The sequence below is a fragment of the Streptomyces sioyaensis genome (assembly GCF_004122735.1).
In the GTDB taxonomy this organism is placed as follows: Bacteria; Actinomycetota; Actinomycetes; order Streptomycetales; family Streptomycetaceae; genus Streptomyces; species Streptomyces sioyaensis.
Map to the genome: position 1 here is coordinate 15056 of NZ_SDIF01000094.1, position 12368 is coordinate 27423.

Sequence of the window (12368 nt, forward strand, 5' to 3'; positions counted from 1 at the left end):
CGTGGATGGAGCGGTCACGAACAGAGGTTGAACGAATGGGCAGCCGTTGCTCAACCGGCCAGGGGCCTGACGGCAAGCGCTTCGCGGTGGTGGAGCGACGGCCTACGCTCGGACCATGAGCGCCCACATCGGCAAGCGGCTCCGGGACATCCGCAAGCGGCGCGGCATGAGCCAGCGCGAACTGGCGAAGGGCTCCGGCGTCTCGCTCTCGCTCATCCGCAAACTGGAGCAGGGAGAGCGGGCCGATACCCGGCTGGAGACGGCGCGTCAGCTCGCGGTGGCGCTCGGCGTGCCGACGACGCGCTTGGTTGCGGAGGAGGCTGCGGATCGTGAGGCGTCCGGCGTGGCCGTGGACCAGTGGGGCGGTGTTCGCCGTGCTCTCCTGGGGCCGGATCCGTCTGATGACCTGGACGAGCCGCCCACAGTTGCCGGACTTCGTGCGGCTGTTCAGGCCGCTCAACCACTCTTCTCCGGCGACCAGTTGGCAGAGTTGAGCACCGTCCTTCCACCCTTGATCAGAGATGCTGAGGCAGTCGCGGAGAGCGGGCCCGAGGGGCGAGCCGTCCACATGCGGGTCATGCAGCTGACGGGCTGGCTGCTGACCCAGACGCGCCAGTTCGAGGCGGCCGAGGTCGCTCTGGGGCGGTCGTTGGACGCCTCATCGGACCGCCTCCAATCGGCGGTCACGGTCAGCACACAATGCTGGTTGCTGCTGCGACGCGGAAAGCTCTCCGAGGCAAGGGAACTGGCTGTCCGATGGGCAGATGAAGCAGAACCCCGAATGTCTCGCGCCACTCCGGCGGAACTGAGCGCCTGGGGCTGGCTTCTCCTCCGCGCTTCTGCTGCCTCGATCCGTGACAACCGGCCTGGAGAGGCAGCAGGCGCTCTGCGGCTCGCCAATTCGGCGGCTGTTGCACTGGGCAGGGAGTTTGCGCCGGACAACGATTTCCTGCGTGCCTTCGGGCCCGTGACGGTGGCGCTCAAGCGTACGGAGAATGCGATGGTCGTTGACCGGCCCGATCTGGTGCTCAAGCTGGCCCCGCAGATTCCTGCGAATGGCATGCGTCCGACGTCCAACAACCGGAATCGCCACTTGCTGGACGTGGCGAATGCCCACGCTCGGTCGAGGAACTACGGCGAGGCCGTAGAGATCTTGCAGCGCATCCGGGCGCGTGCCCCTCAGTGGCTGCCCAACCAGCGCTATGCCCAGGACATCTTGGGCCTGGTGGTGGCCAAGAGGCGCACCCGCACGCCGGAGATGCGCAGCCTCGCCGACGCGATAGGACTCCCGCTGTGACACTGCGTGGCACGTCGGTCCGGCGGCTGACGAAAGTGCCATTGCTGCCTCACGGGCTCCCTGCCTAGCGTTGCAGGCGCAGCGAAGACCATGCCTGCAAAATCAGCGCATTGGCGTTTGGAGTGCCACGCATGAGCGTAAGTCCGCTCCCGTATGTTTCGGGCTGCACAGAATGCAGCCATCTCAAATCCGCAGAAGAAAGGGCCCGGTCCGAGAGGAATCCGAGTAAGGAGGTTGACTACCGCGTCCTGGCGAGACGACACCTGAGGGAGGTTCACCGCGTGGCGTCGGTGGTGTAGCCGTGGTCGCCGAGGAAGGGCCCGAGGCGCTGGAGTACGAGGAGAATGCGGCGCGTTCCCCGGTTTCCGTTGTGCTCGCCGTGCCCGCTTCTCAGAGTGTGGAGCCATGTCCCTTTCCGTGTTCCATCTGTCAGGAAAAGGGCCGTCAGTGAAGTGACGGCAGCGATATGCACGGCCGGCCCCGGCGGACCAGGGCAGGCCGGACAGGCCCGTCAGGCCGGACGCCCCGTCAGGCCGCGCTCGCCCCGTCCGTCGGCCGCAGTTCGTCCGCGTAGGAGACCGAGATCCGTCGCATCAGCCCGTCGTCGGTGATGTCGTACTGGCCCAGGCGCCACAGCGGCGGCGAATAGGCGTGCACGGACACCGCGTCGTCGGTCGCGCCGGTGAGGCGGTGGATGTGGTCGGGGCCGAAGCAGAACGAGGAGCCCGTGCCGACGGCGGTGGACAGGTGCTCGCCGCCGATCCGGGGGTTGGACTCGGTCAGCACGCCCTGGACGACGCGCACCGCCCCCGAGGACAGGTCGTGGTCGTGCCAGCCGGTGTCGTTCTGCCGGGTCCAGCACAGCAGCCAGACATCGACGAACTCATCGCGGTGCAGGGAGACGTAGTGGCGCTCGGTGTCGGAGAAGGCGACCTGCTCGCGCCACAGGTCCGGGCGGGCGGCGAGCTCCTCGACCAGGGCCTTCAGCTCGCGCCGGTCGAGGTTGCGTTCGGGCAGTGCGGTGAACGGCTGCTCGCCGTCGGGGACCTCACGGGCGGCATCGGCCTGGGAGGTGCGGTACGTCATCGGCGGGCTCCTTTCGTCGGGCCCAGGAGGCGGGCCGGGTTGGCGGTGCGCAGGGCGTGGATCGCGGCCTGCGCACCGAGGTCGGGGAGTACGGGGGCGGCGTAGGGCCGGTCGCTGCCGCTGACGACGACATCGATGCCGGCGGCCCGGACGAGGGCGTCCACCGCACGCGTCCCGTACGAGGACGTCTCGTAGAAGGCCTGGCAGTCGACCCGCCCGCGCTCCCGTCCGCCGCCGCGGGCGACCAGCCGCTCCCCGTGCAGCGGCGCCAGGCCGGCCAGCGCCGCGAAGCACACCCGCAGGTCCGGGTGGCGCGGCCGGCCGAAGGCGCGGAAGGCGAACCAGGCGGCGTGCAGCTGCTGCACGTACGGGACCAGGGCGGCCCACCAGGCGGGTGCGTCCGGGGTGCCCGGTGCCGCGCCGGGGTGGACGAACAGCGGCTTGTCCAGCTCGGCGACGGCGTCCAGCAGCGGCGCACAGCGGGCCCAGCCCGCGGCGTCGAGCAGTGCGGTGGCCGGGAGTTGCAGCCCCACACAGCCGCGCGCCAGCTCGTGCCGCAGCGCCTCGGGGTCCGGTTCGGGGGCGGAGAGGCAGACCGAGGCCCAGACGCCGAAGGGGGCCGGCAGGTCCAGCGCGCCGTCGTGGAACGCGGTGAGCAGCGGTGCGGCCTCCGCGGGCGGCAGATCTTCGATGCCGAGCGGGCTGGAGAGCGAGACCAGGGCCAGATCGAGGCCGTCGCCGCGGGCGAGCCGGGCGCGGGCCGCGATGTCGTGGTCGGCGGGGTCGACGGGGTACGGCGGCTCGCCGGGGAGGTGGAGCGTCCAGCCGTCGAGCCGTGGCGGCGCACCGCGCGACCGCAGCAGCGCGAGGAACTCGGGCGGCCAGAGGTGCTGGTGGACGTCGGTGGGCACGGGCCTCCCTCGGCTGCGGGCGGTGGTGCGGGTGGCACCCGGGGCGCGGCCCCGGCGTCCCGCGCACGCTGTACTTAACCGCTTAACTGATGCGTTTAAGTGAAACGGTTAACACCGAGCCTGTCAAGGTCGGGCCGGGGTCGACGGACCCTGGCACGGTCGGGCCGGATCGGCCGGACCCTGCCAAGGCCGGGGCGGATCCGCCGGACCCTGCCAAGGCCGCGCGGATCCGACGGGCGACCGCCACCCCCGCGCGCACCCCGCATCGGGGCGGGTGGCGCGCCCTCCTTGGGTAGGCTTCCGGACATGGCCAGGCCCAATAAGCGCACCACCCTCCGCGAGGTGGCCGAGGCCACCGGACTCTCCACCGCCGCCGTCTCCTACGCGCTGCGCGGCAAGCACGTCTCCAAGGAGACCGAGGAGCGGGTGCGCAAGGCCGCCGCCGAGCTCGGCTACGAGGCCGATCCGATCGCCCGTGCGCTGGCCAGCGGCCGTACGAGCACGGTCGGGGTGCTCGCCGGCGATCTGCAGGATCTGTGGCAGCAGCAGCTGATGGCGGCCATAGGGCGCGAGCTGCTGGCGGGCGACCGCTACGCGCTGATCCTGGATGCCGGCGGCGACCCCGAGCGCGAGCTGGCCCTCGCCAAGCAGCTGCGCGACCAGCGGGTGGACGGGCTCCTGGTCTCGCCCGTCGATCCGTCCGCCGAGGGCTGGTCGAAGATCGCCGACGCGGTGCCGGTGGTCTCCATCGGTGACGCCCTGAGCCGGGCCCGTACGGCGGGTGAGGTGCTCTTCGACAACCGCGCCGGCATCGACGCCGTCCTGGACTACCTCCGCGGGCTGGGTCACCGCCGGGTCACCGTGCTGACCCCCACCGGCCCCTCCACCCCGGACCGCCCGGCCGACGTCTATGTGCGCGAGGCCGCCGACCGCCTCGGTATCGAGGTCGAAGTCCTGCCCTGCGCCCAGGAGTTGGGCGAGGCGACGGCGACGGCCCGCCGGGTCCTGACCAACAGCCCGGACGGCCGCCGCCCGTCCGGGACCTCCGCGCTCGCCCCGCCCACCGCCGTCTTCTGCTTCTCCGACTCCATCGCCTACGGCGTCTACGCGGCCGCCGCCGAGGCCTCCCTGACCGTCGGCCGGGACCTCTCCGTCGTGGGCTTCGACGACCACCCCGTCTCCCGGGTCCTCACCCCGCCGCTGACCACCGTCGACTGGGGGCTGGGCGAGATCGCCAAGGAGGCCGCCCGGCTCGCGGTCGCGGCGATCGAGGGTCGCCGGGTCCGCCGCAAGCGCATCCTGTGCGCCCCGCGCCTCTCGGAGCGGGGGTCGGCGGTGGAGCTCCGGCGGGGGTGACGGTGGCGCCACGCCACAGGCCCGACATGGGCTGCGTACCCCGGTGTTGACGCATAGTCAGTTCATGACCGGTTCCGTCAGCTGTTCAACTGCCCTTTGTTCAGCCCCGTTTACCGGGAAATTGCCCGCTATGGATCTTGCATTTGCGCCCTCGCCCATAGACTGATCATGAAAGTGATTCACAGGGGGAACGGGGAAATATGAGGTTCCGTAAGACCGCTGCGACCGCGCTGACCGCCCTGGCCTTTGCGGGGGTGGCCGGACCGGCCTCCGCGGACAGTGCGCTGCATTCCGCGCAGCCGGCGAGCGCCGCGAAAGGCATCAAGCTGAAGTCGCTCCGGTCGCCGGACGGCAAAACGCTGAAGGCGACCCTGTCCATGCCCGCGGGCTACCACTTCACCGTCGCCGGCAAGGAGCTGGAACTGGTCGGCCCGCACCATCGGACCGTGGGTCGGCTGGGCAACGCGATCAAGCTGAAGAACGGCAAGACAGCGCACGTCAGCTACCGCGCGTCGGGCGCCACGGTGACCGTGCGGTCGACCCGCAGCTTCCAGCAGCTCGGCGTCTCCACGCGGGACATGGCGGCCGAGAGCTATGCCCAGTGCGCCAACGACAAGATCAGGGATTACGTGGTGTCCGGCGGGATAGGCGGGTGTATAGCCGGTGCCGAGACGGGGTGCGCTCCGGGCGCCACAGCGGGGGCATTCGGAGGTCTGGTCTCCGGTGCGGTGCTGTCGCTTTCCGATTGCTGAGGGTGAATGGCAACGGGCACGTGGTGCGGGAATGCGATGGCACAGAGTCGACGCCGAGGAAGCGATGGCAACCAGGCGATGGCAAGGAAGCGATGACAGCGAAGCGATGATGGGCAGGAAATGAAAAAGGCATTGATCGCCGGAATTCTCGCGGTCGTGGTCGTCTTCGCGCTCACGCACACCGTGTTCTCCGGTTTGGGGGAACCCGCCCGGCTTCTGCTGAGCGTCCTGGCCGGTGCGGCCGTCGGAGGCGCACTGCGCGGCGTGCAGCTGCGCAGATGACGCAGCTGACGCAGCTGACCAAGAGGCGGCGGACGGGTTGAGGGGACGGGCCGGGGCGACGCGCCCCGGCCCGGTCCGTGTCCGTTTCCCGTGTCCGTTTCCCGCCCCCGGTCTCCGGCTGCACGGCGCTGCGCCGGGGAGCAGACTGGTGCCGGGCGCTCCGGTACGGTCGGGGCGTGCGTACCGGTGGTCGGCCGACGGGCGGATGGGCGGGTCCTCGATGAAACGGTCCTCGACGAGCGCAGCCGCGGAGGTGAGCGCGGCCGCGGACGTGAGCGCGGACGCGGCGGCGGTGAGCGCGGACGCGGCCGGCAACGGCTTCGCCGCGGCGGGCGGTGCCGGACAGGGCGCGTCGCAGGGCGAGCCGGCGGACCGGCTGGAGGCGCACCGTACCGAACTGACCGGCTACTGCTACCGGATGCTGGGATCGGCGTTCGAGGCCGAGGACGCCGTGCAGGAGACGATGGTGCGGGCCTGGCGGAGCTACGACCGGTTCGAAGGGCGCGCCTCGCTGCGGTCCTGGCTCTACCGGATCGCCACGAACGTCTGCCTGGACCAGCTCAAGGGCAGCCGGCGCCGGGCCCGGCCGATGGATCTCGCCTCCCCGTCGAGCGTGGACACCCCGATCGGCACGGGGCTGCCCGAGACGACCTGGATCGGCCCCGTCCCGGACCAGCGGGTGCTGGCGTCCGCCGGGGACCCGGCGGAGACCGCCGTCGCCCGGGAGTCGGTCCGGCTCGCCTTCATCTCCGCGCTGCAGCGGCTGGCGCCCCGGCAGCGGGCGGTGCTGATCCTGCGGGAGGTGCTGAGCTGGTCGGCGAGTGAGGTCGCCGAGCTGCTGGGCAGCTCGGTCGCCTCGGTCAACAGCGCGCTGCAGCGGGCCCGGGCCACCCTCGCCGCGTCCGCCGATGCCGCCGAGGAACCCCCGCGGCCGCTGGACGACGCCCAGGAGGCGCTGCTGCGGCGCTATGTGGACGCCTTCGAGCGGTTCGACATGGACGCACTCACGGCCGTGCTGCACGAGGACTCCACGCTGTCCATGCCGCCGTACGCCCTGTGGCTGCGCGGCCGCGACGACATCCTGAAGTTTCTGCGCGGGCCGGGCTGCGGCTGTGCGGGGTCGCGTCTGGTGCCGGTCGCGGCGAACGGCCGCCCGGCTTTCGGGCAGTACCGCGCGGACGGCCTGCCCTGGGCGGTCCAGGTCCTCGACCTCGCGGACGGCCGGGTCACCGCCCTGAACTCCTTCCTGGACACCGAGCGGCTGTTCCCGCTGTTCGGGCTTCCGCTCCGGTACGGCGGCCCGCCACCCGCGTGAGGCCCAGCGGCCGCGTGAGGCGTGCGATCGCGTGAGGCGTGCGGCCGCCGGCTCAGCCCAGCTCGTGCTTCTTCAGCCAGGCGGCCGCCACCCGGTCCGGGTCCTGCTTCTCCTTGTCGACCAGGCGGTTGAGCTCGGTGAGATCGGGGGTGGTCAGGGCGTTGCCCAGGCGGGCGAGGGCCTTGCGGACCCGGGAGTCGGCCTTGCGGGCGGCGATCAGCGGGACGACGTGCTGGGCGGGGATGAGGTTCTTGGGGTCCGCCAGCAGCACCCAGCCGTTCTCCGCGGTGTCGACGTCGGTGGTGAAGACATTGGCGATGTCGATGTCGCCCTTCTTCAGGGCCCCCTTGACCAGCGGCCCGGACGAGTCCAGCGCCTTGAACTCCTTGAGCTCCACGCCGTATCGGTCCTTCAGGCCGACGACCCCGACGACCCGCTTCTTCATCTCCGCGGCCGCGCCCAAGGTCAGCTTGCCGTTGGCCTTAGGGAGATCGGCGAGCGTCTTCAGGCCGTAGCGGTCGGCGGTCCGCCGGGTCACGGCGAAGGTGTCGCGGTCCTCGGCGGCCGCGTACGGGAGGACTTCGAGACCGTCGGGGAGCACCGTGGCCAGCGCGTTCTGCATGGCTCCCGCCTCGGTCGCGGTGGCCTTCTTGTCGAGGTAGAGCAGCAGGCTGCCCTGGTACTCGGGGAGCAGATCGATATCGCCGGAGCGCAGCGCGGGGACCACGATCTCGCGGGAGCCGAGGTTGGGCCGGACCGTGGTCTTGACCCCGGCGGCGTTCAGCACCCCCGCGTAGAGGTAGCCGAGGACCTGGTTCTCGGTGAAGTTGGCGGTGCCGATGACCAGTCCGCCGCTGCTGCTGCCGCTGTCGCCGCCGGCGCCGTCCCCCTTGAGGGAGGTGATGCCGGAGGAGCAGGCGGCCAGCAGCGGGGCCGAGGCACCGGCGAGCAGAGTGGTCAGGGCGGTACGACGGTTCATGGGCGGGCTCCTCGGTGCGTACGTAGGGGCGGGACGGCGGATGCTCAGCGGGCGGTGGCCGGGCGGCCGCGGAACAGCAGCCGCGTCAGGCCGCCCAGGGCCAGATCGGCGACGACGGCGAGCACGGCGACCAGCACCGCGCCGCCGAGCACCTGCACCAGGTCGCGCTGCGCCAGGCCGTCGAAGACATAGCGGCCCAGCCCGCCGAAGCTGACATAGGCGGCGATCGTGGCGGTGGCGATGACCTGCACGGTCGCCAGCCGTACGCCGGTCATGATCAGCGGCAGCGCGAGCGGGATCTCGACCTGCCAGAGGATCTGGCGGCCGCGCAGCCCCACGCCCCTGGCGGCGTCCTTGACCTCCGGGTCGACGGCGGCCATCCCCGCGTACGTATTGGTGATGATCACCGGCACGGCGAGCGCGACCAGGGACACGTACACCGGCCACACGCTCAGTCCGCCGGCCAGGAAGACCAGGGTGACCAGGCCGACGGTGGGCAGCGCCCGGCCGAAGGAGGAGAGGTTGACGGCGAGGAAGGCGCCGCGGCCGGTGTGCCCGATGAGCAGCCCGACCGGCAGCGCGATCACGGCCGCGGCGAGGGTGGCGAGCACCGAGTACTCCAGGTGCTCCAGGATGCGGGTGGCGATGCCCTCGGGGCCGGACCACTGGGCGGAGCTGGTCAGCCAGGTGGCGAGGTTCTTCAGGAGTTCGAGCATCGGGGCGTCACGCTCGCTTCCGCGATTCGAGGCTTTGCGGCCGGGAGGAGCGCTGCGGCCGGAAGGCGCCGCGCAGCCGGGAGGCGCCGTGCGGCCGGGAGGTGCCGCGCAGCCACGGGGTGCACAGCCACTGGACGGTCACCAGCACCGCGTCGGCGACCAGGGCGAGCAGCAGGGTAAGGGCCACTCCGGCGATGACCGGGGTGGGGAAGTTGCGCTGGAAGCCGTCGGTGAAGAGCTGGCCGAGGCCGCCGTATCCGATGTAGCTCGCCACGCTGACCAGGGAGATGGACATGACGGTGGCGACCCGTACGCCCGCCATGATCACCGGGAGGGCGAGCGGCAGCTCGACGGTGAGCAGGGTGCGCAGCGTGCTGGTCCCCATCGCCTTCGAGGCCTCACGGGCGCTCGCCGGGACCGCGTCCAGCCCCTCGACGGTGTTCCGCACCAGCACGACCAGGGTGTACGCGGTCAGGCCGGTGATCGCGGTGGTCCGGGTCAGCCCGGTGACCGGCAGCAGGAGGACGAAGAAGGCCAGGGAGGGGATGGTGTAGAGGATGTTGGACGCGCCGAGCACGAAGCCGCGCAGCGGCCGCACGCGGTGGGCCAGGACCGCCAGCGGGAGCGCGATCAGCAGGCCGAACAGGACCGCGGGTACGGCGGTCGCGAGGTGGTCCGCGGTGAGGCGGGCCAGCTCGCCGGCGTGGTCGGGGAACCAGCCCCACTCGATGGTCATGCGGGGCGCTCCGTGGCGGCCTCGGCCGTGGCGGCTTCGGCCGTGCCGGGCGCGGCGTCCTCGGGGGTCCGCGGGCCGGCGGCCGCCGCCCGGCCGGCCTCCGCATGGCTGCGGCCGGCCCGTTCGTGGATGGCGTCGCGGGAGGTGAGACCGGTCAGCACGCCGTCGGCGGTGACCCGGGCGACGGCGGCGGCGGGGGAGGAGACCGCCTCGTTCAGCGCGGAGAGCAGGGAGTCGGTGTCGCGCAGCGGCCGGACGGGTTCCAGCGGCGCCTCGCCGGCCGTGCCGCCGGCGGGCAGCGCGTCGGTGTCCAGCCAGCCCAGCGGTTCGCCGCGCGGGGAGGTCACCAGGCGCCAGCGGTCCCCGTCGCGGGGTATGCCGCCGACCGGTTCGTCCGTGCGTATCTCCCCGCCGGGCGCGTACGGCACGTCCGCGAGGTCGGTGAGCGAGAGCAGCTTGAGGCCGCGCTCGGCGCCCAGGAAGCCGGCGACGAAGTCGTCGGCGGGGCGGGCCAGCAGCTCGGCGGGTTCGGCGCACTGGACGAGCCGGCCGCCGGTGCGGAAGACCGCGATCCGGTCGCCCAGGCGGACCGCCTCGTCGATGTCATGGGTGACGAAGACGACGGTCTTGCGCAGCTCCTCCTGGAGCCGCAGCAGCTCGTTCTGCAGCTGGGTGCGCACCACGGGGTCGACCGCGCCGAACGGCTCGTCCATCAGCAGCACCGGCGGGTCGGCGGCGAGCGCGCGGGCCACACCGACGCGCTGCTGCTGGCCGCCGGAGAGCTGGTGCGGATAGCGCTTGCCGGCGTCGGCGGGCAGGCCGACCAGCTCCAGCAGCTCGGCGGCGCGGGCGCGGGCCTTGCGCCGGCCCCAGCCCAGCAGCAGCGGGACGGTCGCGATGTTGTCCAGGATCGTACGGTGAGGGAAGAGGCCGGACTGCTGGATGACATAGCCGATGCCGCGGCGCAGCTCGGCGGCGTCCGTCTCCAGGATGTCGCGGCCGCCGACGCTGATCGTGCCGGAGGTCGGCTCGACCATGCGGTTGACCATCCGCAAGGTGGTCGTCTTGCCGCATCCCGACGAGCCGACGAGGACGGTGACGCCGCCCTCGGGGAGGTCCAGGGACAGCCCGTCCACGGCGGTCGTGCCATTCGGGTATCGCTTGCTGACTGCGTCGAATTTGATCATCCGCTGCCCCTTGCCCGGCCTGCATATGGTCATGCAGAGTCTTAGGCATGTGAATAGAAGTCAATAGACGGGTGTAAATGGCGTGTGACATCTCCTGTTACTTCGGTTCACCGTACGGAACGAGGTGTCGGACATACGTCTATAAAGGGCGCTATAAGAGGGAGTTGAGCCTCTTGGATTCCCACATGCTGGACAACGGGCGACGGGCCGGCCGGCGCGTCACGCTCGACGGCACCGCGCTGCACACCGCCGATATCGCCGCCCTCGCGGAGCGCACCGCGCACCCCGCGGAGCCGGACCCCAAGGCGTTCGCCCGCGCCGAGGAGTCCTGGGAAACCGCCCGCCGTCTCGCCGCCACCGGCCGGGTCTACGGGCGCAGCACCGGTGTCGGCGCCAACCGCACGGAGGACGTCGGGGCCGCCGACGCCGAGCACGGACTGCGGCTGCTGCGCAGCCACGCCGGCGCGATCGGCGACCCGCTGCCCGCCCGCGAGGTCCGCGCCATGCTCGCGGTGCGCGCCAACCAGCTGCTCGCGGGCGGCGCCGGGCTCCACCCCGCCGTCATCACCGCGCTGCTCACCGCCCTGGACAGCGGCGCGTACCCGGTCGTCAACGAACACGGCGCGGTCGGCACCGGCGATCTGGCCGCGCTCGCCCAGACCGGCCTCGCGCTGGCCGGCGAACACCCCTGGACGTGCGCACCCGGCGCCCGCGCCCCCGCTCCCATCGCCCTGGACAACAACGACGCCCTCGCCCTGATCAGCAGCAACGCCCTGACCCTCGGCCAGTCCGCGCTCGCCCTCGACGAACTGCGGCGGCTGCTCGCCGCCTCCCTCCCCGTCGCCGCGCTGTCCCTGCTCGCGGTCGGCGGCTCGTACGAACCCTTCGCCGAGCCGGTGATGCGCGCCCGCCCGCACCCCGGCTCCGCGGCCGCCGCCGCCCGGCTGCGCGCCCTCGCCGGCGTCCCGCCCCGTCCCGCCCCGCCGCTCGGCCGCATCCAGGACCCCTACGGCTTCCGCTGCCTCCCGCAGATCCACGGCCCCGCACTGGACGCCGCCGACACCCTCGACGCGGTCCTGACCATCGAGGTCAACGCCGCCGCCGAAAACCCCCTGATCAGCATCGAGGACCAGGCCGCCTACCACCACGGCAACTTCTACGCCGCCCACGCCGGGCTCGCCCTGGACACCTTCCGGCTGGCCGTGCTGCAGACCGCCCGGCTCTCCACCGCCCGGCTCGCCGCGCTCTCCGAGCCCGACCTCACCCGGCTGCGGCCGTTCCTGGGCGACGCGGCACCGGCCAGCTCCGGCGTGATGATCCTCGAATACGCGGCCGGTGCGGCGCTCGGCGAGATGCGCGAGGTCTCCAACCCGGCCTCCCTCGGCCACGCCGTGCTGTCCCGCGGCGTCGAGGAACAGGCCAGCTTCGCCTCCCTGGGCGCCCGCCAGACCCTGCGCACGTGCACCTATTACCGCCAGATCCTCGCCTGCGAACTCGTCGCCGCCGTACGGGCCTTGCGGATGCGCTCCCTGGAACCCGACCCGGGCCTCCCCCTCGCCACCGCCTTCCGCCGCGCGGCCGAGGTCCTCGACCCGCGGATGGCGGACCGCCCGCTGACCGATGACGTGGCGGTCGCGGCGGGGCTGCTGGACGAGCTGGCGGAGCTGGGGGAGCCGGCGGATCCGGCGGAAGAGGGGGAGCGGTGAGTGGCGTGGTGGGTGGCGAGGGGCTGGTTCCGGCGGCTCCCCCAG

At 72.2% G+C, this 12368-nt stretch carries 12 protein-coding genes; 6 read left to right on the forward strand and 6 right to left on the reverse strand.

The window, feature by feature from the left end; translation table 11 throughout:
* Nucleotides 1-115: 115 nt before the first annotated feature.
* A complete protein-coding gene (locus tag EST54_RS25460; protein WP_129250060.1) occupies nucleotides 116-1297 on the forward strand; it encodes a helix-turn-helix transcriptional regulator in 1182 nt (393 codons plus the stop codon).
* 528 nt (nucleotides 1298-1825) lie between these two features.
* Here EST54_RS25460 and EST54_RS25465 read toward each other — a convergent pair.
* Complete coding sequence (locus EST54_RS25465) at nucleotides 1826-2383, reverse strand: cysteine dioxygenase (protein WP_129250061.1); 558 nt, start codon at nucleotides 2381-2383, stop codon at nucleotides 1826-1828.
* Complete coding sequence (locus tag EST54_RS25470) at nucleotides 2380-3294, reverse strand: amidohydrolase family protein (protein WP_129250062.1); 915 nt, start codon at nucleotides 3292-3294, stop codon at nucleotides 2380-2382. The genes EST54_RS25465 and EST54_RS25470 overlap by 4 nt, the downstream gene beginning before the upstream one ends.
* A gap of 306 nt (nucleotides 3295-3600) precedes the next feature.
* On the opposite strand from EST54_RS25470, the gene EST54_RS25475 reads away from it, so the two are divergent.
* The 4 genes from EST54_RS25475 to EST54_RS25485 all read left to right on the forward strand — a co-directional run bounded on the left by EST54_RS25475 (nucleotide 3601) and on the right by EST54_RS25485 (nucleotide 6999).
* Nucleotides 3601-4650, forward strand: coding sequence for a LacI family DNA-binding transcriptional regulator (locus EST54_RS25475; protein ID WP_129250063.1), 1050 nt, complete (start codon nucleotides 3601-3603; stop codon nucleotides 4648-4650).
* 200 nt (nucleotides 4651-4850) lie between these two features.
* The gene (locus EST54_RS25480) at nucleotides 4851-5402 is read left to right on the forward strand and encodes a hypothetical protein (RefSeq protein WP_129250064.1); all 552 of its coding nucleotides are present in this window, start codon (nucleotides 4851-4853) and stop codon (nucleotides 5400-5402) included.
* Nucleotides 5403-5522: 120 nt separating this feature from the next.
* Nucleotides 5523-5684, forward strand: coding sequence for a hypothetical protein (locus EST54_RS34155; protein WP_154074037.1), 162 nt, complete (start codon nucleotides 5523-5525; stop codon nucleotides 5682-5684).
* A gap of 220 nt (nucleotides 5685-5904) precedes the next feature.
* Nucleotides 5905-6999, forward strand: coding sequence for a sigma-70 family RNA polymerase sigma factor (locus EST54_RS25485; RefSeq protein WP_239013237.1), 1095 nt, complete (start codon nucleotides 5905-5907; stop codon nucleotides 6997-6999).
* A 52-nt stretch (nucleotides 7000-7051) separates the two neighbouring features.
* Here EST54_RS25485 and EST54_RS25490 read toward each other — a convergent pair whose 3' ends face one another.
* Genes EST54_RS25490 through EST54_RS25505 form a run of 4 tightly spaced genes read right to left on the reverse strand, consistent with a single transcriptional unit; the run spans nucleotide 7052 to nucleotide 10617 of the window.
* A complete protein-coding gene (locus tag EST54_RS25490) occupies nucleotides 7052-7978 on the reverse strand; it encodes an ABC transporter substrate-binding protein (protein ID WP_129250065.1) in 927 nt (308 codons plus the stop codon).
* Nucleotides 7979-8022: 44 nt separating this feature from the next.
* Nucleotides 8023-8694 (reverse strand): ABC transporter permease, encoded by a 672-nt coding sequence (locus EST54_RS25495; RefSeq protein ID WP_129250066.1) that lies wholly within the window; start codon nucleotides 8692-8694, stop codon nucleotides 8023-8025.
* Between the two features lie 7 nt (nucleotides 8695-8701).
* Nucleotides 8702-9430 carry an ABC transporter permease gene (locus tag EST54_RS25500; RefSeq protein ID WP_129250067.1) on the reverse strand — a complete coding sequence of 243 codons (729 nt, stop codon included), beginning with the start codon at nucleotides 9428-9430 and terminating at the stop codon, nucleotides 8702-8704.
* Nucleotides 9427-10617, reverse strand: coding sequence for an ABC transporter ATP-binding protein (locus EST54_RS25505; RefSeq protein ID WP_129250068.1), 1191 nt, complete (start codon nucleotides 10615-10617; stop codon nucleotides 9427-9429). The genes EST54_RS25500 and EST54_RS25505 overlap by 4 nt, the downstream gene beginning before the upstream one ends.
* Nucleotides 10618-10802: 185 nt before the next feature.
* Between EST54_RS25505 and EST54_RS25510 the strand changes: the two genes are divergently transcribed.
* Entirely contained in the window at nucleotides 10803-12323 is a 1521-nt protein-coding gene (locus tag EST54_RS25510) for an aromatic amino acid ammonia-lyase (RefSeq protein ID WP_129250070.1), read from the forward strand.
* Nucleotides 12324-12368: the final 45 nt, after the last annotated feature.